At 69.7% G+C, this 24079-nt stretch carries 21 protein-coding genes and 1 riboswitch; of the genes, 8 read left to right on the top strand and 13 right to left on the bottom strand.

The annotated features are described in order from the left end of the window. Positions 1–29: 29 nt before the first annotated feature. Entirely contained in the window at positions 30–758 is a 729-nt protein-coding gene (locus tag ACEN9G_RS31095; RefSeq protein WP_483127514.1) for an SDR family oxidoreductase, read from the top strand. A 6-nt stretch (positions 759–764) separates the two neighbouring features. On the opposite strand, the gene ACEN9G_RS31090 is transcribed toward ACEN9G_RS31095, so the two are convergent. Continuing rightward, complete coding sequence (locus ACEN9G_RS31090) at positions 765–1475, bottom strand: glutathione S-transferase N-terminal domain-containing protein (protein ID WP_413346068.1); 711 nt, start codon at positions 1473–1475, stop codon at positions 765–767. 98 nt (positions 1476–1573) lie between these two features. Between ACEN9G_RS31090 and tssF the strand changes: the two genes are divergently transcribed. The 3 genes from tssF to ACEN9G_RS31075 are packed head-to-tail and all read left to right on the top strand — an operon-like array spanning position 1574 to position 6866. After that, positions 1574–3415 (top strand): type VI secretion system baseplate subunit TssF, encoded by a 1842-nt coding sequence (gene tssF, locus ACEN9G_RS31085; protein ID WP_495605504.1) that lies wholly within the window; start codon positions 1574–1576, stop codon positions 3413–3415. Then, positions 3406–4407 (top strand): type VI secretion system baseplate subunit TssG, encoded by a 1002-nt coding sequence (gene tssG, locus ACEN9G_RS31080; RefSeq protein ID WP_483127512.1) that lies wholly within the window; start codon positions 3406–3408, stop codon positions 4405–4407. Before tssF ends, tssG begins: the two co-directional genes overlap by 10 nt. A gap of 53 nt (positions 4408–4460) precedes the next feature. Then, on the top strand, positions 4461–6866 hold the full coding sequence (locus ACEN9G_RS31075) for a heavy metal translocating P-type ATPase (RefSeq protein ID WP_483127511.1): 2406 nt from the start codon (positions 4461–4463) through the stop codon (positions 6864–6866). Here ACEN9G_RS31075 and ACEN9G_RS31070 read toward each other — a convergent pair. From ACEN9G_RS31070 to ACEN9G_RS31055, 4 genes are all read right to left on the bottom strand, one after another. After that, complete coding sequence (locus tag ACEN9G_RS31070) at positions 6847–8829, bottom strand: TonB-dependent receptor (protein WP_413344043.1); 1983 nt, start codon at positions 8827–8829, stop codon at positions 6847–6849. The genes ACEN9G_RS31075 and ACEN9G_RS31070 overlap by 20 nt on opposite strands. A gap of 95 nt (positions 8830–8924) precedes the next feature. Continuing rightward, complete coding sequence (locus ACEN9G_RS31065; protein ID WP_413344042.1) at positions 8925–10292, bottom strand: multicopper oxidase family protein; 1368 nt, start codon at positions 10290–10292, stop codon at positions 8925–8927. Further along, the gene (locus ACEN9G_RS31060; RefSeq protein WP_483127510.1) at positions 10289–11692 is read right to left on the bottom strand and encodes a TolC family protein; all 1404 of its coding nucleotides are present in this window, start codon (positions 11690–11692) and stop codon (positions 10289–10291) included. The genes ACEN9G_RS31065 and ACEN9G_RS31060 overlap by 4 nt, the downstream gene beginning before the upstream one ends. Before the next feature lie 65 nt (positions 11693–11757). After that, positions 11758–12099, bottom strand: coding sequence for a hypothetical protein (locus ACEN9G_RS31055; protein ID WP_483127509.1), 342 nt, complete (start codon positions 12097–12099; stop codon positions 11758–11760). A 145-nt stretch (positions 12100–12244) separates the two neighbouring features. Between ACEN9G_RS31055 and ACEN9G_RS31050 the strand changes: the two genes are divergently transcribed. After that, entirely contained in the window at positions 12245–12634 is a 390-nt protein-coding gene (locus ACEN9G_RS31050; RefSeq protein WP_413345305.1) for a hypothetical protein, read from the top strand. Here the strand turns inward: ACEN9G_RS31050 and ACEN9G_RS31045 are convergent. Continuing rightward, positions 12595–13545 carry a cation diffusion facilitator family transporter gene (locus ACEN9G_RS31045; protein ID WP_413345307.1) on the bottom strand — a complete coding sequence of 317 codons (951 nt, stop codon included), beginning with the start codon at positions 13543–13545 and terminating at the stop codon, positions 12595–12597. The two genes, ACEN9G_RS31050 and ACEN9G_RS31045, sit on opposite strands and share 40 nt — an antisense overlap. A gap of 88 nt (positions 13546–13633) precedes the next feature. Here ACEN9G_RS31045 and ACEN9G_RS31040 point away from each other — a divergent pair, with 88 nt between their 5' ends. Further along, positions 13634–16324, top strand: a complete 2691-nt coding sequence (locus tag ACEN9G_RS31040) for a bifunctional acetate--CoA ligase family protein/GNAT family N-acetyltransferase (RefSeq protein ID WP_483127508.1) — start codon at positions 13634–13636, stop codon at positions 16322–16324. A 135-nt stretch (positions 16325–16459) separates the two neighbouring features. Here ACEN9G_RS31040 and rhlE1 read toward each other — a convergent pair whose 3' ends face one another. From rhlE1 to ACEN9G_RS31010, 6 genes are all read right to left on the bottom strand, one after another. Then, a complete protein-coding gene (gene rhlE1, locus ACEN9G_RS31035) occupies positions 16460–17728 on the bottom strand; it encodes an RNA helicase RhlE1 (protein WP_413341743.1) in 1269 nt (422 codons plus the stop codon). Positions 17729–18102: 374 nt separating this feature from the next. Continuing rightward, entirely contained in the window at positions 18103–18435 is a 333-nt protein-coding gene (locus tag ACEN9G_RS31030; RefSeq protein ID WP_483127507.1) for a hypothetical protein, read from the bottom strand. 52 nt (positions 18436–18487) lie between these two features. After that, positions 18488–18730, bottom strand: coding sequence for a hypothetical protein (locus tag ACEN9G_RS31025; RefSeq protein WP_413341737.1), 243 nt, complete (start codon positions 18728–18730; stop codon positions 18488–18490). A gap of 64 nt (positions 18731–18794) precedes the next feature. Further along, the gene (locus ACEN9G_RS31020) at positions 18795–20054 is read right to left on the bottom strand and encodes a D-amino acid dehydrogenase (protein ID WP_413341735.1); all 1260 of its coding nucleotides are present in this window, start codon (positions 20052–20054) and stop codon (positions 18795–18797) included. Positions 20055–20148: 94 nt separating this feature from the next. Then, positions 20149–20253, bottom strand: a riboswitch (TPP riboswitch). Between the two features lie 92 nt (positions 20254–20345). Further along, entirely contained in the window at positions 20346–20474 is a 129-nt protein-coding gene (locus ACEN9G_RS31015) for a hypothetical protein (protein WP_413341733.1), read from the bottom strand. Between the two features lie 63 nt (positions 20475–20537). Further along, on the bottom strand, positions 20538–21209 hold the full coding sequence (locus tag ACEN9G_RS31010) for a hypothetical protein (protein ID WP_413341731.1): 672 nt from the start codon (positions 21207–21209) through the stop codon (positions 20538–20540). A 178-nt stretch (positions 21210–21387) separates the two neighbouring features. On the opposite strand from ACEN9G_RS31010, the gene ACEN9G_RS31005 reads away from it, so the two are divergent. Further along, positions 21388–21888, top strand: a complete 501-nt coding sequence (locus tag ACEN9G_RS31005; RefSeq protein WP_413341730.1) for a hypothetical protein — start codon at positions 21388–21390, stop codon at positions 21886–21888. Positions 21889–21967: 79 nt separating this feature from the next. Then, positions 21968–23272, top strand: a complete 1305-nt coding sequence (locus ACEN9G_RS31000) for an NAD(P)/FAD-dependent oxidoreductase (RefSeq protein WP_483127506.1) — start codon at positions 21968–21970, stop codon at positions 23270–23272. A 15-nt stretch (positions 23273–23287) separates the two neighbouring features. Here the strand turns inward: ACEN9G_RS31000 and ACEN9G_RS30995 are convergent, their stop codons facing one another. Continuing rightward, positions 23288–24001: a sensor histidine kinase gene (locus tag ACEN9G_RS30995; RefSeq protein WP_413341726.1), complete on the bottom strand. Its 714-nt coding sequence runs from the start codon at positions 23999–24001 to the stop codon at positions 23288–23290. Between the last annotated feature and the right edge of the window lie 78 nt (positions 24002–24079).

Here is a 24079-nt window from a genome sequence, read left to right as displayed (position 1 = left end):
ATTTGATTCACCCGCCCCAGGAGATTCCCATGAAAGCTATCGTCACCGGCCACACGAGGGGCCTCGGCGCCGCGCTCGCCGCCAATCTGCTGGCGCGCGGCGTACCCGTCCTCGGCCTGGCGCGCACCCGTTCGGCCGAACTGGTCGACGCGTATCCCGACCTGTTCGACGAGGTCGAACTGGACCTGGCCGACAGCGTCGCGCTGTCGCGCTGGCTCGCGGACGGCATGCTGGGCGATTACCTGGACGGCACCGGCGCCGTCCTGCTGCTGAATAATGCGGGGATGGTGAGCCCAGTCGGCCCGCTCGACGCGCAGGACCCGCAAGCCGTGCTGCGCGCCGTGCAGTTGAACGTGGCCGCGCCGATGGCGCTCGCCGCCGCCGTCGTGCGCGCCAGCGGCGGGGCGCAACGGCGCATCCTGCACATTTCCAGCGGCGCCGGCCGCAACGCGTACCCGGGCTGGAGCGTCTACTGTGCCACCAAGGCCGCCCTCGACCACCACGCGCGCGCCGTCGCCCTCGACTGCGAACGCGGCGTGCGCATCTGCAGCCTCGCGCCCGGCGTCATCGATACGGACATGCAGGCCGAGATCCGCGCCACGACGGAAGACCGCTTCCCCATGCGCAAGCGCTTCGTCGACATGAAGGAGACCGGCGCGCTCGTCGAGCCGGACGAATGCGCCGAACGGCTGGTCGACTACCTGCTCGGCGCCGGGTTTGGCGCCGAGGTCATCGCCGACCTGCGGATGCTCAGTTGAGCACCTTCAGGCAGCGGGAGCGCGCGGGATCTGCAGCCCTTCGATGACGGCGGGGCGCGCGCGGAACGCTTCCAGCACGCGGCCCACTTCCGGAAAGCGGTCGAAGCCGACGATCTCGGCCGCGTCGTAGAAGCCGACCAGGTTGTTCACCCACGGGAAGCAAGCGACGTCGGCGATCGTGTACTCGTCGCCCATGATCCAGGCGCGGCCCTTCAGGTGGCCGTCCAGCACGCCGAGCAGGCGCTTGGCTTCGTGCACGTAGCGGTCGCGCGGGCGCTTGTCCTCGTACTCGCGGCCGGCGAACTTGTGGAAGAAGCCCAACTGGCCGAACATCGGGCCGATGCCGCCCATCTGGAACATCAGCCACTGGATCGTCTGGTAGCGCAGCGCCGGATCGGCCGGGATCAGCTTGCCCGTCTTCTCGGCCAGGTACAGCAGGATCGCGCCCGATTCCCACAGCGGCAGCGGCTTGCCTCCCGGGCCGTCGGGGTCGATGATCGCGGGGATCTTGTTGTTCGGGTTCAGCGACATGAATTCCGGCGACGTCTGCTCGTTCTTGTCGAACGCGACGCGGTGCACCTCGTAGGGCAGGCCGATTTCTTCGAGCATGATCGCCACCTTGACCCCGTTCGGCGTGGGCAGCGAATACAGCTGCAGGCGGTCGGGGTGCTGCGCGGGCCATCTCTGCGTGATGAGGAAGTCGTTCAGGTCGGACACGGCGGTCTCCTTCGGGTTGAGAGCGTTGATTGTACTCAAGGTCCGGTTTTTCGCCGGGTGGGAGCATACATCTTGGTCTTGGGCAACGATGGGGAGCCATGGACGACCTGCTGCGCTATTACGAGGAAGAGCTGGGATTGTTCGGCCAGTTCGCGCGCGAATTCCGCGCCCGCTATCCCAAGCCCGCCAGCGACCTGCACGTGGCCGGCGAGACGTGGGACGATCCGGGCGTCGCCCGGCTCATCCAGTCCGTTGCGCTGCTGTCCGCCCGCATCAACAAGCGCCTCGACGACGACTACCCCAAGTTCACGGAAGCGCTGCTCGACAGCCTGTACCCGCACTACCTGCGGCCGCTGCCGTCGTATTCCATCGTCCAGGTAGGACAGCGCGGGCCGGCCGAAGTGCCGGACACCCCGTCCGTGCTGCCGCGCGGGACGATGCTGCGCTCGAGCGCGGGCACCGACACGCCGTGCCTGTTCCGCACCGTTTACGACGTGCTGCTGGCGCCGCTCGCCGTCGCGCGCCTCGCGTTCGTGCCGCTGCTCGACGCGCCGCGCACCGCGCGCGCACCGCGCGGGGCCGGCTGCGGCATCAGCCTGACGATCGCAGCGACCCGCGGCGACGTCGGCCGCCTCCCGCCGACGTGGCGCCTGTTCGCGGACGGCGAAGCGTCGACCCGCGCCGCGCTGATCGACGCGCTGTTCCTGCGCTGCGCCGCCGCCTGGGTGCAGCCGGAAGGCGACAAGGGCTGGCTGCCGCTGCCGCGCGTCCCGCTGCGCCTGGCCGGTCTCGCGGCCGCCGATGCCATGCTGCCGTATCCCGCCCGCTCGCACCCGGCGCCGCGCCTGCTGACCGAGTATTTCTGTTATCCGGAAAAATTCAATTTCATCGACGTCGACCTCGCGGCGCTGGCCGGCATGCTGCCGCCGCGCTGCCGCCGGTTCACGCTGCACCTCGCGCTGTCCGGCATCGCCCCCGATTCCGATGCCGCCCGCCTGCTGGCCGGCCTGGACGCGCGCAACCTGCTGCCCGGCTGCACGCCCGTCGTCAACCTGTTTCCGAAGGCCGGAGCGCCCGTGCAGCTCGCGTACACGAGCGCCGACTATCCGCTGCTGGCCGACGGCGCGCACGCGGGCGCGTACGAGATCCACAGCGTGGACGCCGTGCGGCTCGTGCGCGAAGGGACGGGCACGGTCACCCGTTTCGATCCCCTCTACGCGCCCGGCGACGAGGGCAGGGCGGGCGGCGAAGCGTCGCACCGCGCGCACTACTGGATCGCGCGGCGCGATTACGCGACGGCAGCCGTCAGCCCGGGCCACGAGATGCGCATCGCCCTCGTCGACGCCGATTTCCATCCGCTGGACGCGGCCGGCGCCACCCTGTCCACGGACCTGACGTGCAGTAACCGCGACGTGCCGTCACGCCTGCCTTACGGCCAGCCGCAGGGAGACTTGCGCTGCGACGAACTGTCCACGCTGGCGCCCATCCGCATGCTGAGGAAACCGACACGAGGCCGGCGCTTCGGCGGCACGCGCGGGTCACACTGGCGCCTGATCGCCCACCTGGCGCTGAACCACGCGGGCCTGACGATGGCCGGTCTCGCCGATTTCCAGAAAATGCTGGCGCTGTACGATTTGCCGCGGTCCCCGGTCGCCCAGCGCCAGATCGCGGGCATCGTGGGACTCGAACACGGCACGGTGCGCGCGTGGGTGGGTGCGGCGCCGGTCGCGAGCCTGATGCCGGGCATCGGCATCCGCCTCACCGTCGACGAGGAAGCGTTCGCGGGCACGGGCCTGTATCCGTTCGTGCAGGTGCTCGACCAGTACTTCGCGCTGAACGGCCACCTGAACTGCTTCACGCGGCTGGAAGTCGTGTCGCAACAGACCGGCCGCGAAATCATCGCCTGCTCTCCACGCACGAGCGGCGGCGGATGGACCTGATCGCCCGCCTGCTGGCCGAGCCCCAGCGCTTCGACTTCGTCCAGGCCGTGCGCCTGCTGCTGCTGGCGCTCGGCGCGCGCGGCATCCCCGAACGGCGCGCGCTGGCCCGCCACCTGCGCTTCGCGAACAGCCTCGCGCTGGCGTTCCCGCCCAGCCAGATCGAGGCCGCCGCGGCGGAACCCGACGGCTACCGCCTGACGCCGAGTTTCATGGGCCTGCTGGGCGCGCACGGGGCGCTGCCGCTGCACGTGACGGAACGCCTGCTCGCGCTGCCGCAGGACGGACAGGACGCGCAGGCGGCCCGCGCCTTCCTCGACATGTTCAGCACGCGCATGCTCGCGCTGTGGTACCGCGCGTGGCAGAAATACCGCGTCGAGCACCTCGTGGCCGCCCCGCGCGACGCGTTCCTCCCGCTGTTGCTGGCGCTGGCCGGCGTGCCCGGCGGCGGCGTGTTCGCACACGACGGCGTGCCGGACACCGCGCTGGCCGCGTTCGCCGGCCTGCTGCGCCGGCGGCCCGTGTCGGGGGCCGTGCTGGGCCGGGTGCTGTCCAGTCATTTCGGCGTGGCCGTGCGCGTACAGGAGGGCATCGGCCACTGGGACCCGTTGGCCCCGGGCGAGCAGACGATCGTCGGCACCAACGCGCTGCTCGGCCGCCGCGCACTGCTGGGGGAACGCAGCTGGCGGCCGGACCTGCGCGTGCGCGTGCGCATCGGCCCCCTCGACCGTGCCCGCTACGATCACTTCCTGCCCGGCGCCCCGGGCGCCCGCGCGCTGCGCACCCTATTGCGACTGTTCGCCGTGCCGACCCTTGCCTACGACATCGTGCTCGTGCTGCGCCAGGCCGACCTGGGGCCGGCGCAGCTGGACGGGTCCGGGCGCCGGCTCGGTCTGGACAGCTACCTGTTGTCGGTACCCGCCGCGGCCGACCGGGCCGACCTCTGTTACGAACTCCGCCCGCTGGATCCGCTGCCCGCTTTACAATCCGCTTGACCTTCCCATTGTAGGAAGGCATATCCTGTACTGGTAATGACAGGAGGATACCCATGGCGATCGATATCGACATCAGCGGAATGACGTGCGCCTCGTGCGTGGCGCGCGTCGAAAAGGCGATCAAGGCCGTGCCGGGCGTGCGCGACGCGAGCGTCAACCTGGCCACGGAACGCGCGGCCGTGCAGGGCGAGGGGCTCGACCTGCAGGCCATCCTGGCCGCCGTCGAGCAGGCCGGCTACACGGCGCGGCCGACCGGGACCCCGAAGGCGGAAACTGCGCCGGGCCTGCCGACGTGGTGGCCCGTGGCGCTGGCAGCGTTACTGAGCCTTCCCCTCATCGCGCCGATGCTGCTGGCACCGTTCGGCATCGACTGGATGCTGCCCGGCTGGCTGCAATTGCTGCTGGCGACGCCCGTCCAGTTCTGGCTCGGCGCGCGCTTTTACCGCGCGGGCTGGAAGGCGCTGCAGGCCGGCGCCGGCAACATGGACCTGCTCGTGGCCATCGGCACGTCGGCCGCGTATTTCCTGTCGCTCTGGCAGTTGTTGAATGCGGGCGGACACGGCCACCTGTACTTCGAATCGGCCGCGGTCGTCATCTCGCTCGTGCTGCTCGGTAAATGGCTGGAAGGCCGGGCGAAGCACCAGACCGTCGCGGCGATCCGCGCGCTCGAGGCGCTGCGGCCTTCGGAAGCCATCGTCCGGCGCGACGGCCGCGACACCGTCATGGCACTCGACGCCCTGCGCGCCGGCGACCTGATGGTCGTGCGGCCGGGCGAGCGCGTGCCCGCCGACGGCAAGGTCGTGGAAGGCGCGAGCCACCTCGATGAAGCGCTGCTGACGGGCGAAAGCCTGCCCGTGGCGAAGGGCGCGGGCGACCGCGTGACGGGCGGCGCCGTCAACGGCGAAGGCCTGCTGCTCATCGAGGCGACCGCGGTCGGCGCGGACAGCATGCTGGCCCGGATCATCCGCATGGTCGAGGATGCGCAGGCCGCGAAGGCGCCGATCCAGCGCCTCGTCGACAAGGTCAGTGCCGTGTTCGTGCCCGTCGTGCTGCTGATTTCCCTGGTCACGCTGCTGGCCTGGGGCTTCGCCACGGGCGACTGGCAGCAGGCATTGCTGAATGCCGTCGCGGTGCAGGTGATCGCGTGCCCGTGCGCGCTGGGTCTCGCCACGCCGACCGGCATCATGGTCGGCACGGGCGCCGCCGCGCGCCACGGAATCCTCATCAAGGACGCCGAAGCGCTGGAGACGGCGCACGCGTTGCAGATGGTCGTGTTCGACAAGACGGGCACGCTGACGGAAGGCCGTCCCCGCGTCGTGGCACTGGAAGGGGACGACCCGCCACGGCTGCTGGCGCTGGCCGCGGCCGTGCAGCAGGGCAGTGCGCACCCGCTGGCGCGGGCCGTGACGGCGCTGGCGGCGGCGCAGGACGTGGCCGCGCCAGCCGCCACGGAAGCGGCGGCATTGCCGGGCCGCGGCGTGCGGGCCCGCGTGGACGGCGCAACCGTCTGGATCGGCAACCGCCGGTTGCTGGACGAAATCGGCGCCGGTTCCCCGGCTGCCGCATTGGTGGCCGCGGCCGAACGCCACGAAGCGGACGGGCGCACCGTGTCGTGGCTCGCGCGTGAAGCGGGCGGCGGCATCGGCGTGGAAGGCGTGCTCGCGTTCGGCGACCGTTTGAAACCGACGAGCCGCGCCGCCATCGCCCGCCTGCGCGATCTCGGCGTGGACAGCATGATGCTCAGCGGCGACAACGAAGGCAGCGCGCGCGCCGTCGCGCAGGCGCTCGGCCTGACGCGCTGGGTCGCGCAGGTGCAGCCGCAGGACAAGGCGGACGTCGTGCGCGGCCTGATGGCGGAAGGACGTACAGTGGGCATGGTGGGCGACGGCATCAACGACGCGCCGGCGCTGGCGGCGGCCCACGTCGGCATCGCGATGGCCGGCGGCACGGACGTCGCGCTGCACACGGCCGGCGTGACCCTGATGCGCGGCGACCCGTTGCTCGTCGCGGACGCCATCGACATCTCGGACCGCACGTGGCGCAAGATCCGCCAGAACCTCGTGTGGGCGTTCGTCTACAACGTCGTCGGCATCCCCGTCGCGGCCCTGGGCCTGCTGAACCCCGTGCTGGCCGGCGCGGCGATGGCACTGAGTTCCGTCAGCGTCGTGACCAACGCGCTGCTGCTGCGGCACTGGCGGCCGGCGCCGCGGCCCGCACCCGAACCCATTCCAACCCAACCCCAAGGAGCACACAAGATGTATGAACTGACCGTCGAAGACATGAGCTGCGGCCACTGCGTGGGCCGCGTCACGAAGTCCGTGCAGGCCCTCGACAAGGATGCGAAAGTCGAAGTCGACCTGCCCACGAAGAAGGTCAAGGTCGACAGCACCGCGGACCTCGACAGGATCGCCGAGGCGATCGTGGCGGCCGGCTATCCGGTCACCGCGAAAAGCGCTTGACGAGCCCCACGTACACGCGCCGGGCGACGAAGTGGTCGAACCCGGCCTGGCGGAACGTGGGCGTGTCGGTCCGATACGCACGCAGGCTGCCGTCGAAGATGTCGTTGGCGTTCACGGTCAGGCTGAGTGTCTGGCCCAGCGCGTGTTTCCACGTGAGGTTCACGCTGCTCGTCGGTCCGTAGCGGCCCTGCGGCGTGATGCCGGCCGACTGGGCGTGCGCGTCGACGGACACGTCGCCGTACCCGACCCTGACGTTGACATAACCTGCGACGGCGTCCCGGTCGAGCACCACCCGGTAGACGCCGCCGTCCGCACCGAGCAGCAGCGGTCCGCCGGGCTTCCAGTCCAGCGACGCGGTGACGCCGGCCGAGCGGGCCTCCCCGCCGTTCCGTTTCGACGTGACCAGTACGTCATGTTCGAACGTGCGCGCATCGACGACCGTATCGCGGCCCGTGCGGTAGAACGCGCCCAGGCTGCCGGTCACCTGCGGTGTTTCCCTGTTCACGCCGATCTCCCACGCCCCCAGGCGTTGCGGTCCGAGCCCCGGATTGCCCCGCCTGAGGTTCTGCGCGTCGACATACGTCGTGAACGGATTCAGGTCGCGCGGATCGGGCATCTGCAGGCTGCGGCGGTAGCTGAGCGTGAGGTCGGCGTCGTCTTGCAGCCCATACCTCACATGCAGGCTCGGATCGAACGCCCGCCAGCGGGCGATGCGTTCGGCGCGGCCGCCCAGCAGCGCCTCCCATTTGCCGATCACGATCCGGTCGGTCACATACGCCGCGGCCGACGTCTTCGTCACCGTGTACGCATTGGTCGTGTTGCGGTCCGGCGTCTCGGCGCCCGTCGCGGGATCGACGGCGGCCTGGACGTTGCCGATGGCGTCGGACTTGCGCTGGATGTCGAGGCCCAGGCCCCACCGGCCGCGCGTCCAGTCAACCGTGGCCTGGTCGAGGCGGCGCGCCGTCCTGCCGGCGCCGCGGCTGTATGCGGTCGCGCGCGCGGGCACGACGAACACGTCGCGGTACGACTTGTCGACCAGGGCGTCCGTCGTACTGTGCTGGAGCGTGGCCTTCAGCGCGCTGCCGTTCTGCTGGCGGCTGTAGCTCAGGCTCGCGCTGTCGTCGGACTGCTCGTTGGGACCGTATGAGATGCGATGGTGGATGGTCTCCATGCCACCTTCGCGCTCCTCGCCCAGCACGTCGAACAGGGGCCGCGACCGGCGCCCGCTGTGCCGCACCGTCATGCCGAAGCTGTCCGTGTCGCCCAGCGCGTAGTCGATGCCCAGCGCTGCGCTGTCGACCACGCGGCGCACGAACACTTCGGAGGATTGCACCGTCTGCCCGGCCTGGCCGGTGAGCGGATTGTGCCAGTCGACGGCCGACCGGCGCAACTTGCGCGTGCCGTCATGGCGGTGCGCCACGCTGGCGTGCACGCTCAATCGGCCCCGCGTCACATCGCCCGACGCACCGGCATTCCACAACGCCTGGTCCGTCGCGCTACCCTGGACCTGCGCGTGCGCGCCGGGCATGCGGTTGCGTTTCAGGACGATGTTCACGATCGCGCCGCCGTTGGCGTTTTGCGCGGCGCACGGATTCGTGATGACTTCCACGCTCGCGATGCCGGCGCCGCTCATCGTCTGCAGCGCCACCGCGCGGTCCTCACTCGATCCGGACAGCAGCGCCGTCGGCTTGCCGTCGACGAGGACCGTGACCTGCGTGTTGCCCCGGACGGCGATCTGGCCGTCGGCCGTCACCGCCAGTTCGGGCGTCGCTTGCAGCACGTCCTGCGCGGACCCGTTGGCCGCGCGCGGAGCGTTCGACACGTCGTAGACGGTCTTGTCGATCTTCCTCGCCACCGCCTCCTTGCTGGCGGTGACGGTCACGGTCGGTGCGGGCGGGTTGGCATCGCCGGCGTGCGCGGCCGTCGCGGCGAGGCCGAGCAGGAACACGAGGGGCTTGGTCACATCTGTCCTTTCATCTGGCGAACCAGATTGTCGGCGACGAGCGCGGCCGGCGCGCGACCTGTGTGACCAACGCCCCATTGGGCGTGACGGGACCGTCAGTGGCCTTCGTGCCCACCCCGTTTCGCCGTCCCGATCACCTCGCCGGATGGCGGCGCCGCCGGTGCGCCGACCGGGTCGGGCACGGGACCCGTCCACTCGCGCGCCACCGTGCCGGCGGGATGCCTGTACCAGCCCGGATCGCGGTAATCGCCCCGTGCGAGGCCCTCGCGCACCTTGATGACGGTGAACATGCCGCCCATCTCGATGTCGCCGAACGGCCCGCGGCCCGTCATCATGGGCAACGTGTTTTCCGGCAGCGCCATGTGCATGCCGCCCATCGATCCGCCCTTGTCGCCCATGACCATGTAGCCCGGCACGAGGTCGTTGATCTTCTTCGCCACGCCGGCCTGGTCGACGCCGACCAGGTTCGGCATGGCGTGGCCCATCGCGTTCATCGTGTGGTGCGATTTATGGCAGTGGAACGCCCAGTCGCCGGGATTGTCGGCGACGAATTCGATGGCGCGCATCTGGCCCACGCCGATGTCGACCGTCACCTCGGGCCAGCGCGCGCTGGGAGGGATCCAGCCGCCGTCCGTGCCCGTCACCTCGAAGCGGTGGCCGTGGATGTGGAACGGGTGGTTCGTCATCGTCAGGTTGCCCATGCGGATGCGCACCTTGTCGTCCTTGCGCACGACCATCGGGTCGGTGCCGGGGAAGGTGCGGCTGTTGATGGTCCACAGGTTGAAGTCCAGCATCGTGTTCACGTTCGGCGTGTAGTTGCCCGGCTCGATGTCGTACGCGTTCAGCAGGAACACGAAGTCGCGGTCGACGGCGTGCCGGCGCGGGTCCTTCGGGTGGGTGACCCAGAAGCCCATCATGCCCATCGCCATCTGCGTCATCTCGTCGCTGTGCGGGTGGTACATGAAGGTGCCGGCGTAGCGCGCGACGAATTCGTAGACGAACGTTTTACCCGGGGCGATCGCGGGCTGCACGAGCCCCGCCACGCCGTCCATCCCGCTTGGGAGGATCTGGCCGTGCCAGTGGATCGTCGTCGCCTCCGGCAGTTTATTGGTCACGAAGATGCGCACCTTGTCGCCCTCGACGACCTCGATGGTGGGGCCCGGACTCTGGCCGTTGTAGCCCCACAGGTTCGCCTTCATGCCGGGAGCGATCTCGCGCACGACGGGTTCGGCGACCAGGTGGAATTCCTTGACGCCATCCTTCATGCGCCACGGCAGGCTCCAGCCGTTCAGGGTGACGACGGGGTTGTACGGGCGGCCGCCCGGCGGATGCAGCGGCGGCTGGGTGGCGGGCGACGACTGGACCGGGGCTTCAGGAATGGCGGCCGCGCCGGCCTTCGACACGAGCGAGGCGCCGACCATGGCGCCGGCCGCGCCGGTGATGAAGTTGCGACGGGTGGTCATTGTGCGTGATCCTCGTGTTGCTGGGAACTGAGTCGGGTGCCGAGCGTGGCTTCCAGCTCGGCGTGGGCGGTCCAGAAGGTGTCCAGCGCCTCGATGTAGGCGCTGACCGCTTCGGCCTGCGCGCGCGCATCGGCCAGCAGGTCGTGCGGACTCGCGAGCATGCCGTTGTAGCGCAGCAGGACTTCCTTCCCGATTCTTTTGCGCAGCGGGAGGATCGTGTCGCGGTAGTGCTTCGCCACGTCGTAGGCGTTGCGGTAGGCGAGATAGCCTTCGCGCGCCTCGCTGCGCGCCGTGACGGCCGTGAGCGCGACCTTGTTCACCGCCTGCATGTACGTGGCTTCGGCACGGGCGACGCGCGCGCCGCCCCAGTCGAACAGCGGCAGTTCCAGCGACAGCGAGTAACCGCGCCCGGTCGGCTCGCCGGTCTGCGTCTTGTTGGCGACGCCGAGGTCCAGCACGTTGATGAAGCGCGTCGTGCGCGTGAGCCCGAGATCCGCCGCGGTGGCGGCCGCCTCGGCCTGTGCGGCGCGCACGTCCAGGCGCTGCGCCAGCGCGATGCGTTCGACGTCCGGCAGGTCCGCCGGCGCGGCCGGCAGGTCGGGCAGGTGGTCGGGCAGGGCGTAGTTCGCGTCCTGGCCCCACAGGCCCAGCGCGCGCGTGAGGCGCTCGCGCGTGCTCGTTGCGCGCTTCTCCGCGCGTGCGGCGTCGCGCGCCGCTTCGGCCAGGAACACCTGTTCGCGCGCCAGTTCGAGCTGGTTCGTGTTGCCGGCCTTCGCCATGCGGCCCGTGAGTTCCGCGCCCGCTTCCGCGGACGCCTGCACGCGGCGCGCGTACTCCAGCGTCTGCCGCGCGGAGACCGCCTCGATCCACGCCGTGCGCGTCTCGAGCGCATGGCGTTCGATGGCCGCGCCCACGTCGCGTTTCACCTGTTCGAAACGGCGCGTCTCCATGCGCGCGGCCAGCGGCGTCGTCAGGAGGCCGACGAGGTCGAACGTGATGCCGCGCTCGATCTCGAGGACGCCGCCGCCGGCGAGCCGCGTGAAGTCGAACGAGGGATTGCGGGGCCGGGCCGCCTGCGCGAGATCCGCCTGGGCGATGCCGACGTTCCAGTACGTGGCCTGCAGTCCCGGGTGGTTGACGAGCGCGACGCGCACGGCCATGTCCATGTCCAGCGGCCGGCCTTCCCGGAACACGGGCAGGTCGCGCAGCGATGCGGCGAGCGCGCCTTGGCCGGCGCCGTCCCGAGTCAGTTGCGGCGCGGTGCCGATGCGGGCCTGCGTCGTGGCGGCCACGTCGCCGAAGCCGCCGTCCGGCGTGACCGTTGCGCAGCCGGCCAGCAGGGCCAGCGCGGCGGCGGAAGAAGTCTGTACGAGCGCGTGTACGCGCGTGAGTCGTTTCATGTCGTCCTCGTTGCGAATGCGTGAATGGCACCGCCGCGCACGGGCGCGGGCGGCGACTACGGCGATCAGGCGGCGAGGCGGCGCGGAGGGCGTTCGAGTAGGGGCGGGTCGACGCTGGCCAGGTGGCCGGCGCGGAAGGGGATCGCGATGGAAGGCGGCGGAAACGCCGGCGGGACGAGCGGCACGGGCACGAGCGCGACGACGATGCAGCAGTCGCCGCAGACGCTGCGGTGCTCGTGCTGGTGAGCGCTGTCGTCCGCCTTGGCCGCGGCCGTGGCGTGGCAGTGCTTCGCGACCGGCGTCGCGTGCGTGACGGCCGGCGCACTCACGGACGGCAGCATGCGTGCCGCGGCCAGGCCCTGGAAGGGCAGGGCGAGCAGCAGCAGCCAGGCAATCAGTGAGCGCATTACGGTCTTCATCGGGCGCATTCTAGCACGATGGACTGTTGCATTTCGATGCATTCAGGGCGCAATAAATGATGCAAGAATGGCCACGCGTGCTAGCATATTGTTATTACAACGAGAACAAACGGGAACGGGGATGTTGAGGCGCATGTTCGCGATACGGACCATGCGCAGCCAGCGCCAGGTAGGCGAACGGGCCGCGCAGGTCATCGACCGGGTGATCTTCGACATGGGCGTGGATCGCCTCGTACAAGGCTCGTTCGCGCTGGACCGCCACTTGCGCCCGCACTTTTCCAGCGCGCCCGTCATGCCGGGCCGCGACGGGGTCGCGGTGGCGCTGGCGCAGCTGGCGGAATGCACTGTGCTGTCCGCCGTGGCGAAGCGCAATCCCGATCCGGCGGTGCTGCGGCTGCACACCGCGGCCGTCGTCGATGGCCTGCTGCGCGAGTTCCGCGCCCGTTCGCCGCGGTTCCGGGCGCTGCCCGTCGCGCAGGCCGATCAGCGCATCGCCGAGCGCAGCGCGCCCGATTCGAAATAGATGTGGCGGATGGCCGGATACGCGGCCGTCACCGCCTGCTCCAGGCGCTCGATCGCCGCCTCCACTTCGTCGATGCGCATGCCGCGGTTGAAACGCACGGCCGCCGTCAGCAGGACTTCGTCCGGCCCCAGCTGCATGCTGAGCAGCTTGCCGACGTCCTCGATGGCCGGATCGTCGCGCAGGATTTCGCACACGTGCCGCGTGGCGTCCGTGCCGATGCCTTCGCCCACGAGCAGCGCGCCGGTCTCGCGCGCGAGGGCGAACGCGGCGCCCACGAGCAGGAGGCCGATCAGCACCGACGCGGCCGGATCGAAATACGGGCTGTCGAACACATGGCCGAGCAGGATGCCGGCGGCCGCGATGGCGAGGCCCAGCAGGGCGGCCGTGTCTTCGATGAACACGGTGAACACGGAGGCGTCCTTGCTGGCGTGGACCGTCTGCCACAGCGAGGCGCCCGCCTTGCGCCGCTTGTTCAACGCCTTGCGCGATACGTTCCAGCTATAGCCTTCGAAGCACGCCGACACGCCCAGCACGACGTAGTTCCACATCGGATCCGTCAGCGGCTCCGGATGGCGCAACGCGCTGATGCCGTGGTAGATGGACAATCCGCCGCCCAGCGAGAACACGGACAGCGCGACGAGCAGCGCCCAGAAATACAAGGCCTTGCCGTAGCCGAACGGATGCCGCTTGTCGGGCGGCTTCTCGCTGTTGCGCTCACCGACCAGCAACAGGAATTCGTTGCCGGTGTCGACGGCGGAGTGGATGCCTTCGGCCAGCATCGCCGCGCTGCCGGTGATGGCGGCGACGATGAACTTGGCGGCGGCGATGCCCAGGTTGGCGAGGATCGCCGCGTAGATCACCTTGCGCGAGCCGCCGTCTGTTCCGCTTTCTTCCCTGTTTGTTTCCGTCATGGTGTGTCAGCGCTGATATCATCCTGTCTATGTCGAACCAAGTGTAGCCAATCCGCGTGGAGCGGCTTGCACGGCTGGGAGCGGGTGGATGAGCGTACGTAACCTCAAGCAACTGTTTGCCCCGAAGTCGGTGGCGCTCGTCGGCGCGTCCGAACGTCCGGGAAGCGTCGGCGCGACCATGCTGCGCAACCTGCGCGAAGGGGGCTTCAAGGGGCGGCTGTACCCCGTGAACCCGAAGTACGAGACGCTGGACGGCCTGGAGGTCTGGCGGGACGTCGCGCGGCTGCCGGCGGCGCCGGACCTGGCGATCATCTGCACGCCGCCGTCCACCATCCCCGGCATCGTGCGCAGCCTCGGCGAGCTGGGGACGCGGGCGGCCATCGTGATGAGCGCCGGCGTGTCGACGGCGCGCGACCTGCGCGGCCGCAGCATCAAGCAGGCGATGCTCGATGCCGCCAACCCGTATTTGCTGCGCATCCTCGGCCCGAACAGTTCGGGGCTGCTGGCGCCGGGCATCGGCCTGAACGCGAGCATCGCGATGGGCGGCGCGGCGGCGGGGCGGATCGCGTTCGTGTCCGAATCGGGCGCGCTGATGGCGGGCGTGCTCGATTGGGCACGCACGCGCAACGTCGGCTTTTCCACGATCCTCGCGCTGGGCGAATCGTCCGACGTCGACTTCGGCGACGTGCTCGATTACCTGGCCAGCGATCCCGGCACGTCCGCCATCCTGGTGCATGCGGAGAGCGTGCGCTACGCCCGCAAGTTCATGTCGGCCGCGCGCGCGGCGGCGCGCAGCAAGCCGACCTTGATGCTCAAGGCCGGGCGGTCGCTGGAAGCGGCGACGGCCGGTGTCTGCCTGTCCGGCGTGCTCGCGCGGCCGGACGACGTCTACGACGCCGCGATCCGCCGCGCCGGCATGCTGCGCGTGTACACGACCGACCAGCTGTTTGCTGCCGTGGAAACGCTGGCGCGCGCGAAGCCGCTGTTCGGCGAGCGGCTGGCGCTCCTCGGCAACGGCGCCGGCCCGGTCGTGCTGGCGAGCGACGCGCTGCAGTACGGCGGCGGCCAGCAGGCGGAACTCGCGCCGGAGACGGTGTCCAGGCTGCGCGACCTCGTGCCCGAATGGAGCGGCACCGGTGAACTGAACCTGCGCGGCGACGCGCCGCCCGAGCGCTACCGCGACGTCATCGACGTGCTGCTGCACGACCCGCAGGCCAACGCCGTCGTGATGATCCACGCGCCGAACGCGGTCGTCGATCCGGCCGACGTGGCGCGCGCCGTGGCGCCGCTGGCGAAGGCGTCGTCGCGCAACGTGCTCGCGTGCTGGCTCGGGCTGCAGTCCGTGGGCGAGGCGCGCACGATCGCGTACGAGGCGGGCATGCCGGCCTACCGCACGCCGGAAGCGGCCGTGAACGGCTTCCTGCAGATCGTGAACTTCCGCCGCAACCAGCAGCTGTTGATGGAAGTGCCGGCGTCCGTCGGCGACGGCGAGCCGGACCGCGAACGCGCGCGCGGCCTCGTGCGCGCCGCGCTGGAGCGCGGCCGCCGGACGGGCCGCTACCTGCTGGACGACCCGGACACGAAGGCGATCCTGGACGCCTACGGCATCCCCACCGTCCCCACGCGCGCCGCGGCGACCCCGGACGAGGCGGTGGCGATGGCAGCGGAAATCGGCTATCCGGTCGCCGTGAAAATCCTGTCGCCGGACGTGGTGCAGAAGTCGGACGTGGGCGGCGTCTCGCTCGACCTGGACACGCCCGACGCCGTGCGCGCCGCGACGGAACGCATGGCGCGGCGCCTCGCGGAACTGAAGCCGGACGCGCGCCTGGACGGCTTCATCGTGCAGGCGATGGCGCGCAATCCGGAAGCGCACGAACTGATCGCGGGCGCCGCCACCGATCCCGTGTTCGGCCCCGTGATCCTGTTCGGCCAGGGTGGTCTGGCGGTGGAAGCGGTGAACGACCACGCCGTCGCGCTGCCGCCGCTGAACACGGTGCTGGCGCGCGACCTCATCGCGCGCACGCGCGTGGCGCGCCAGCTGGCCGGCTACCGCAACCACCCGGCCGCGGACCTGGATGCGATCGCCGCCGTGCTCGTGCAGGTGGCGCGCCTCATCGCCGAGGTGCCGGAGATCGTCGAACTGGACATCAACCCGCTGCTCGCGGATGCCAACGGCGCCGTCGTGCTGGACGCGCGCATGCGCATCGCGATGGCCGACCGCGCAGGCAATGCGCTCGACCGGCTCGCGATCCGCCCGTATCCGGTCGAGCTGGAAGAAGTCGTGCCGTGGCAGGGCGGGACGATCCTGCTGCGGCCCATCCGTCCGGAAGACGGCGCCGCGCACGTGGCGTTCTTCAACGCGCTCACGCCGGACGACGTCCGCTACCGCATGTTCGTGCGCGTGCGCGAGCTGCAGCCTGCGCAGCTGGCGCGCTTCACGCAGATCGACTACGACCGCGAGATGGCCTTCATCGCCACGCGCACGGGGCCGGACGGCCATCCCGAGACGCTCGCCGTCGCCCGCGTCGTGGCGGACCCGGACAACATGAGCGCGGAATTCGCCGTGACGGTGCGCTCCGACTTGAAGGGCAAGGGCCTGGGCGTCATGCTGATGAACAAGCTGATCGCCTACTGCCGCGCGCGCGGCACGCGCGAGATCGTGGGCGAGGCGCTGCCGCAGAACGCGCCCGTCATCGGCCTCGTGAAGAAGCTCGGGTTCACCGTCGGGCCGGTGGACGAGGACGAGGGTGTGCGTAAATTCTGGCTGGAGTTGCGGTGACGTCGTGGTGACCAACCGTGATCATTTTGCGGCTTGCGTCACGTAAAATCGGTGCGACAAACGAACGGAGGCAAGATCGCTGAACTGATCGTGCGCTGGCGCGCCACCTTGCCCTGCCGGACCCGCGCGATCCGGTCAGCGCCTGAACCGCACGTCTTCCCGCACGACGGGTGCGTCGCCACGCGCGTCCTTCGTGCCGCCTTTCGGTTTCTTTGGCTTCTTCGGCTTCTTGACGACCTGCCCGGCCGCATTCGTCTGCGGCACGCGGTGCTCGGGCTCGAAGCCGGCTTCGTCCTTGCGCTCCAGCGCCTGCTTCGTCAGCGCCTCGATGGCGGCCAGCTGCTGGACTTCGTCCGCGCACACGAGCGACACCGCTTCACCGGAAGCGCCCGCGCGGCCCGTGCGTCCCGTGCGGTGCACGTAGTCTTCCGCCACGATGGGCAGGTCGACGTTGACGACGACCGGCAGTTCCTCGATGTCGAGGCCGCGCGCGGCGACGTCGGTCGCGACGAGCACGCGCACTTCGCCCGCCTTGAAGCGGTCGAGCGCGCGCAGGCGGGCGGGCTGCGGCTTGTCGCCGTGGATCGAGTCGGCCGCGATGCCTTTCGCGTCGAGCAGGTCGACGAGCTGGTCGACGCCCTTGCGCGTCTTCACGAACGCGAGGACCTGCGGCCAGCCGTGGCGCTTCAGCAGGTGCAGGAACAGGTCCGGCTTGCGCTTCTTGTCGACGGGGACGATCCACTGGCGGATCGCCTTCACGGTCGTGTTGCGCGGCGTGGCCTCGATGCTGACCGGATCGTCCAGCAGCTTCGTCGCCAGCGCCCGGATCGGGTCGGAGAAGGTGGCGGAGAAGAGCAGGGTCTGGCGGCGCCTGGGCAGCAGCGCGAGCAGGTTGTCGATGTCGCGCGAAAAGCCGAGATCGAGCATGCGGTCCGCCTCGTCCAGCACGAGCGTCTGCACCTGGTTGAAGCGCACCGCGTTCTGGCGCTGCAGGTCGAGCAGGCGGCCCGGCGTGGCGACGAGGACGTCGACGCCTTTGCGCAGGCGCATCATTTGCGGATTGATGCTGACGCCGCCGTACGCGACCATCGTGCGCAGCGGCAGTCCGGCCCCGTAGGCGCGCACGCTCTCGTGCACCTGTTCGGCCAGTTCGCGCGTCGGCACGAGGATCAGGGAACGCGCCGAATTGCCCGCCACCTGCGCGCCGTCCATCACGAGCCGTTGCAGCAGGGGCAGGGCGAAGCCGGCGGTCTTGCCGGTGCCCGTCTGGGCGGCCGCCATGACGTCGCGGCCGGCCAGCACGGCGGGTATCGCCTGCGACTGGACGGCGGTGGGCGTGTTGTAGGACAGCGAAGCGAGGGTGCGCGTGATCTGGTCGATCAGGCCGAGCGATGCGAACGACATGGTGAACGAGGCGGTTTGTAAAAGGCGACAGTGTAACCTGTCGGTGCAGGGAGGGGACGTGGAGACATTCCGGATCAGGTCCGTAAGCGGCGGAACGGGACTGCGCATCGATTTTTGCGGGGATCACCGGGCGCCGGGATTTCCGGACCTCGCGCGCCTCCTGGCCGCTGGCCTCGGTGCCACGTGCGCACCGACATCCGCGCCGGCGGCGCAGGCGATGATGGCGAGCGACCGCTATGTGGGCGCATGGTCGTACGCGGGCGGATGCTACGAGATCGACGACGACGTTTGGGCCTGTGTCATTCATGCTCCCGACGGGAGTGACCGGGTCGTGGCCGACATCGAACGGGTGCTGGTGCCTAGCGGCCGGTTCGTCAGAGACGACGCGCCGGGTTGAGTTGCGGTGCCCAGGTCAGTTGGACCGTGCCCAGGACGAAAACGAGGAACACGCACTGCGCGGCAAACGATGCGGCATCGAAGCCGTACGCCAGCCCGACGCAGGTGTTGACGATCACGTCGCACACGATGATGAGCGCGGTCAGCGCGACGCCCGCGCGTGGCCGGGCCAGCAGCAGGACGACGGCCAGCGCATCGAGGAACGTCAGCGACGTCCAGAAAGCGGAGACAAATGGCGGGACGCCGCCGTAGTCCCACCCGAGGCCGTGCTGGAACACGGCGCGCGCATGGTTCCAGGCAGCCCCTGCCATACAGACCGCGTACAGGACGCGGATGACGCCCGCCGGATTCTTCAAGCCGGGTTCAAGGCATCTTGGCGGCGCGCGCGGGCGCGACGACGAGCACGACGGCCCACAGTGCGAACCGGAGCGCCCGGTCGACGGCGAAGACGCAGCAGGTCCAGACGACGAGCTGCGCGAGCGAAGAACCGTGGCCGGGCAGTGCGGCGTCCAGCCCGGCGGCGCGCAGCAGCGCGTCGGCGAGCGCCATCGCGCAAAACAGGCAGGGGAGTTCGACCCACCGGTATTTTTCGAATAGCTTTTTCATTGCTGCCTTGTCGTGTAAAGACGGTAATGTAGCATGGCTCGCGCGCCGCAAAACACGTCGATTGTCACGCCCCGCAAGTGAACGCGAAGTCCACCTCCGGCGTCCGCCCCGACACGATGTCCGCGATCGCCCGCCCCGACCCGCACCCCATCGTCCAGCCGAGCGTTCCGTGCCCCGTGTTCAGGTACAGGTTCGCGTAGCGCGTGCGGCCGATGTACGGGACGTTCGACGGCGTCAGCGGGCGCAGGCCGGCCCAGTAGGTCGGGTTGTCGTAGTCGCAGGCGTCCGGGAACAGCGCGCGCACGCGGCGCGTGATCGCGTCGCAGCGCACGGGGTTCAGGTCGCGCGTGTAGCCGTTCAGTTCGCACGTGCCGGCCACGCGCAGGCGGTCGCCGAGGCGCGAGAACACGAGCTTGTGGCCGTCGTCCGTCAGCGAGACCGTGGGCGCCGCGTCCGGGTCGAGGATGGGGTAGGTGGCGGAATATCCCTTGCCGGGATAGATCAGCAGCCGGATGCCCAGCGGCGCCAGCAGGCCGACGGAAAAACTGCCCAGGGCGACGACGACGGCGTCCGCATGCAGCACGCGGTGGCGGCCGTCCGCATCGATGATTTCCACGCCGCGGATGCGGTCGCCTTCGGCCAGCAGGCGCGTGACGGTCGTGTTGTACGTGAAACGGATGCCGGCCGCCGCGCCGCGTGCCGCGAGCTGCGTCGTGAAACGGTGGACGTCGCCCGATTCGTCGGTGGCCGTGAAGTCGCCGCCGACGAGCTTGCGGCGCACGGCGGCGAGGGCCGGCTCGATCCGCACGGCCTCGTCGGCATCGACCGTCATGCGTGGGCAGCCCAGGTCGCGCATCGCGGCGGCCGCATCGCAGGCCCGCTCGAATTCCCGTGCGTCCGTGTAGAAGTGCAGGATGCCGCGCGTGAGGCTGTCGTACTCGATGCCGGTGCGCGCACGCAGCGCCTGCAGGCTGCGGCGGCTGTATTCGGCCATGGCGACGATCCGGCGCAGGTTGGCGGCCACGCGGCCGGGCGCGCATTCGCGCACGAATTGCAGGCACCAGCGCCATTGCAGCGGGTCGGCCCGCAGGCGGAACAGCAGCGGCGCGTCGGCGCGGCCCAGGGATTGCACGACCTTCAGCAGGCCCGCGGGCGTGGCCCACGGTTCGGCGTGCGAGACGGAGATCTGGCAGCCGTTGGCGAAGCTCGTCTCCTGCGCGGGGCCGCTCCGGCGTTCGATGACGGTGACGTCGTGGCCGGCTTCTGCGAGATACCAGGCGGATGCCGTGCCGACGACGCCGGCGCCCAGGACGATCACGTTCATGGGTGCGCGACCAGATGGAAAACGGGACGATGCATGCGGCTCCTCGTAAGTGCGACGGGTGGAGCCGGCAAGGGAGAACCGGAGCCGGTGCGCGACCGGAATCCGCATGCTTCCCTTCGCTGGCATTACCCAGATCAGGTTCGGAGGGTGTTTCTCACCCGCGGCCGCGGTGGCGGCTGCAGGACCCCTAGCGTTGCCTTATGGCAGGGAAGATTCTAACACGAGGATGCACAGGGACACCGGCCCGCGGACGGGGCCGGAAGGCGGGCAGGCCGCGCGGCGATCGCGCGGTCAGGCCGTGACGGCGATGGCGGCCGCGGCCAGCACGACGGTGGGCTTCACCGGTTCGCGCCGGTCCTGGCAGGCCACCAGCATGAGGCAGGCCAGGAGCAGCAGGCTCCAGCGTGCGCGATGGTTCATGATGCGCCTCCTTTGGCAGCATCGTAGCGCAACGCCGGGGCGAGCGGCGCGCCGGTCACATCGTCAGAACTGGTAGCCGATGCTCGCGCGCACGACCGGATAGACCTTCAACGCATCCACGTCGTCGCGCAGGCGCAGGCGCTCCACGGCGACGTCGCTGGCGAGGGCCTTGCAGACCGTGTTCGACACCGTGCAGCCGACGCTGGCCAGTTGGACGTTCGGATTGCCCTGGTAGAAGACGCCGAGATCGACATTCGTGGTCCAGTGCGACGAGCGGGCCAGCGCGTTGCCCCAGCCGATGCCCAGGTAGGGCGCGGCCTTGCGGTAGTCGATGCGGCCGGTCAGCAGGCCGACGTCGGTAGCGGAATACGCGTGGCCGTTCAGCGTGAATCCGCCGGTGCCGTTCGGTTTCGCTTTCGCATTGAACTTGTTGCCGTTGTAGACGAGGCCGCCGGTCAGGTGGAAGCTGCTGCCTTCGGTCAGGTACCAGTCGAACAACACGTCGAACGTCTGCAGCTTGCCCTTGATGTCGTAGTCGACGCCGTCGGACGTCTTGTCGAAGTTGTGGCGGAAGTAGTTGGCGCCGAAGCGGCCGTTCAAATAGGTTTCCATCGGCACGACGACGTGGAAGCCCACGCCGGTGGAGCCGAGGTCGGCCGTTACGCCGACCTGCGCGTTGGCGGCACCTGCCGCCAGCAGGGCGGCCGCGGCCAGCACGGTGTATTTTGCGAACATCGATAGCCTTTCAGTGGTTGAGGCCGCGATTGTAGCTGCGCACTTACTGCAGTGGAATTGTTGCGCTGCGGTTTGTGGTAATCCCGCCCGGAACGACAATGTAAGCAGGTGTTGCAGCGAATTGTGCATATGCTTTCATTTGATAAACTTCACTTAAACATTACAACGAGGTCATCCTATGAAAGCCCTGATCTTCGGCGTGGCGCTGTGCGCCGCCTCCCTCCCGGCCCTGGCGCAGACCAACGTCTCCGTCAGCATCGGCCAGCCCGGCTTCTATGGCCGCATCGACATCGGCGACTACGTGCCGCGTCCCGTCGTGTACGCGCCGCAGCCGGTGATCATCGCGCCGGCGCCGCACTACGTCGCGGAGCCCGTGTACCTGCGCGTGCCGCCGGGCCACCGCAAGCACTGGGCCAAGTTCTGCGGCCGCTACGGCGCCTGCGGCCGTCCGGTCCTGTTCGTGCGCGACGAGTGGTACACGAACACGTATGTGCCGCGCTACCGCGAGCATGTCGGCTACCGCGGCGACTACCGCGGCGGCCCGCGCGAAGTGCGTGTCGTCGAGCGCGTCGAGTACCGCGACGACCGCGGCCACGGCGGCGACTGGGACCGCGGCCACGGCAATGGCCATGGCCACGGCCACGGCCACGGCAAGGGTCACGGACACGGCCACGACTGATCCGTGCCGGGTGGTTTCGCCGCCCCGTAGTAAACTGCCTGCGTGAGCCCGGCAACGGGCGCGACCGACGGAGGCAGGCTTGCAAAGCGATATCGTGATCGTGGGCGGCGGGGCTGGCGGACTGGAGCTGGCCTGCAAACTGGGCCGCAAACTCGGCCCGGACAAGGTGACGCTGGTCGACAGCCGGCTGTACCACGTGTGGAAGCCGTCGCTGCACGAGGTGGCGGCCGGCACGCTGGATATCCACCAGGAAGGCCTGTCGTACCAGATGCTGGCGCACGACCGCGGCTTTTCCTTCGTGTACGGCGCCATGACGGCGCTGGATGCGGCCGCGCACCGCATCACGATCGCTCCCGTCACCGCGGCCGGCGACGGCGAGGAGGTGCTGCCCGAGCGCACCCTCGGCTACCGCTCGCTCGTGATCGCCGTCGGCAGCACGTCGAATTATTTCGGCGTGCCCGGCGCGCGCGAACACACGATTTCCCTGAATGCCACCGAGGACGCGGAACGGTTCCGCCTGCGCCTGCTGCGCCTGCTCGCCCAGGCCGAGCAGCAAAAGGAGGACGGTGCCGGCGCCTCCGGGCTCGACATCGTCATCATCGGCGGCGGCGCCACGGGCGTCGAACTGGCGGCGGAATTGCGCGAGGCGTCCGGCGTGTATGCCGCGTATGGCTTCCGGCGCCTGCAGGTCAAGCGCGACGTGCGCATCACCTTGCTCGAAGGCGCGCCGCGCATCCTCGCGCCGCTGCCCGAGCGGGTGTCCGCCGCGGCCGCGCGCCTGCTCGACCAGCGCGCCATCCGCGTCGTGACGGATTGCCGGGTGAACGGCATCAGCCAGAAACAGGTCAGCGACAACAAGGGCAATGTCTATCCGGCCGACCTGTGCGTGTGGGCGGCGGGCATCCGCGCGCCGGAATTCCTGGGCTCGCTGGGGCTGCCGGTCGCGAAGGGCGGCCAGATCGAGGTGGACGCGCACCTGCGCGCGCAAGGCGTGCCCGACGTGTATGCGCTGGGCGACTGCGCCGCCTGCACGGACGGCAACGGCAAGCCGGTGCCGCCGCGTGCCCAGGCCGCGCACCAGCAGGCCGACTATCTGCTCAAGACGTTCCTGCGCCTCGACAAGGGCGAACAACCGCAGAAGGATCCCTACGTCTACCGCGATTACGGGTCGCTCGTCTCGATCGGCCGCGAGACGACGGTGGGCAGCCTGATGGGTTCGCTACGGGGCGCCAGCCTGTTCGTCGAAGGGTTCATGGCGCGCATCATGTACATGAGCCTGCACCTGATGCACCACAAGGCCGTGCTGGGATCGCTGCGCACGGGCCTGATGGCGTTCGCGCGCTTCCTGATCCGGCGGACGACGCCGCTCGTCAAACTGCACTGAGCGTTAGGTCGCCTCTCAGTTTCCTTGTTTTGGAAAGACCAGCGTGAGCGCGGTGCCCTTGCCGTCGGGTCCGGCGCCGATGGTCAAGGTGCCGCCCAGCGTGCGGGCCCGTTCGCGCAGCATGCGCAGGCCGTAGCAGCTCGCTGGCGGGCAGGCGGCCGTGCCGGGGCCGACGCCATCGTCGCGCACCGTCAGCATGGCCTGGTCGCCGTCGTCGTCGAGGATCACGTCGACCTTCGCCGCCTGCGCGTGCCTGACGATGTTGCGCAGGCCTTCCTCGGCACAGCGCAGCAGCGCCACGCCCTGGGCGCGCGTGTAGTCGGGATCTTCGTCCGGCATGCTGGCTTTCGCCTTGATGCCGTGTTCGCGGCTCCATTCCTGCACGAGTTCCGCGATGGCGGCCTTGGGGCCGAGGAATTCCAGCTTGTCGTTCCAGAGCGCCAACTGCATCTTGCGGTTGGTCTCGATGATGTTGTTCAGCAGTTGCTTCATCTGCGCGGCGCGGTCGCGCTGCGGCTGTTCCTGCAGGTGCTGCGACAGCAGGCCGAGATGCATCGTCAGCGCCGTCATCGACGAACCGAGGCTGTCGTGCAGCCGGCGGGCCAGCAGGCGTCGTTCTTCGTCCCAGCAGGTCGTCATATGGGCCAGGAGTTCGGCCAGCTCGGCGGCACGCGCCGCATGCTGGCTGTCTTCCCCGGAATCCGGCGGATGAGGTTCCGAAACTTTCATGAAGGCAACCAAATTATGTTTCTCGGGATGATACAACAGCTTGGGCCGGGGCGGCGCAGGAATCGTCTTTGTGAGTTC

Source organism: Massilia sp. Masssp94 (assembly GCF_059491305.1).
This window is presented reverse-complemented; position numbering and strand designations above follow the sequence as displayed.

Bases quoted from the DNA above. Each gene is read 5' to 3' on its own strand.
- ACEN9G_RS31095 (WP_483127514.1), top strand. From the start codon at position 30: ATGAAAGCTATCGTCACCGGCCACACGAGGGGCCTCGGCGCCGCGCTC.
- tssF (WP_495605504.1), top strand. From the start codon at position 1,574: ATGGACGACCTGCTGCGCTATTACGAGGAAGAGCTGGGATTGTTCGGC.
- tssG (WP_483127512.1), top strand. From the start codon at position 3,406: ATGGACCTGATCGCCCGCCTGCTGGCCGAGCCCCAGCGCTTCGACTTC.
- ACEN9G_RS31075 (WP_483127511.1), top strand. From the start codon at position 4,461: ATGGCGATCGATATCGACATCAGCGGAATGACGTGCGCCTCGTGCGTG.
- ACEN9G_RS31065 (WP_413344042.1), bottom strand. From the start codon at position 10,292: ATGACCACCCGTCGCAACTTCATCACCGGCGCGGCCGGCGCCATGGTC.
- ACEN9G_RS31060 (WP_483127510.1), bottom strand. From the start codon at position 11,692: ATGAAACGACTCACGCGCGTACACGCGCTCGTACAGACTTCTTCCGCC.
- ACEN9G_RS31055 (WP_483127509.1), bottom strand. From the start codon at position 12,099: ATGCGCTCACTGATTGCCTGGCTGCTGCTGCTCGCCCTGCCCTTCCAG.
- ACEN9G_RS31050 (WP_413345305.1), top strand. From the start codon at position 12,245: ATGTTCGCGATACGGACCATGCGCAGCCAGCGCCAGGTAGGCGAACGG.
- ACEN9G_RS31045 (WP_413345307.1), bottom strand. From the start codon at position 13,545: ATGACGGAAACAAACAGGGAAGAAAGCGGAACAGACGGCGGCTCGCGC.
- ACEN9G_RS31040 (WP_483127508.1), top strand. From the start codon at position 13,634: ATGAGCGTACGTAACCTCAAGCAACTGTTTGCCCCGAAGTCGGTGGCG.
- rhlE1 (WP_413341743.1), bottom strand. From the start codon at position 17,728: ATGTCGTTCGCATCGCTCGGCCTGATCGACCAGATCACGCGCACCCTC.
- ACEN9G_RS31030 (WP_483127507.1), bottom strand. From the start codon at position 18,435: ATGGCAGGGGCTGCCTGGAACCATGCGCGCGCCGTGTTCCAGCACGGC.
- ACEN9G_RS31025 (WP_413341737.1), bottom strand. From the start codon at position 18,730: ATGAAAAAGCTATTCGAAAAATACCGGTGGGTCGAACTCCCCTGCCTG.
- ACEN9G_RS31020 (WP_413341735.1), bottom strand. From the start codon at position 20,054: ATGAACGTGATCGTCCTGGGCGCCGGCGTCGTCGGCACGGCATCCGCC.
- ACEN9G_RS31015 (WP_413341733.1), bottom strand. From the start codon at position 20,474: ATGAACCATCGCGCACGCTGGAGCCTGCTGCTCCTGGCCTGCCTCATG.
- ACEN9G_RS31010 (WP_413341731.1), bottom strand. From the start codon at position 21,209: ATGTTCGCAAAATACACCGTGCTGGCCGCGGCCGCCCTGCTGGCGGCA.
- ACEN9G_RS31005 (WP_413341730.1), top strand. From the start codon at position 21,388: ATGAAAGCCCTGATCTTCGGCGTGGCGCTGTGCGCCGCCTCCCTCCCG.
- ACEN9G_RS30995 (WP_413341726.1), bottom strand. From the start codon at position 24,001: ATGAAAGTTTCGGAACCTCATCCGCCGGATTCCGGGGAAGACAGCCAG.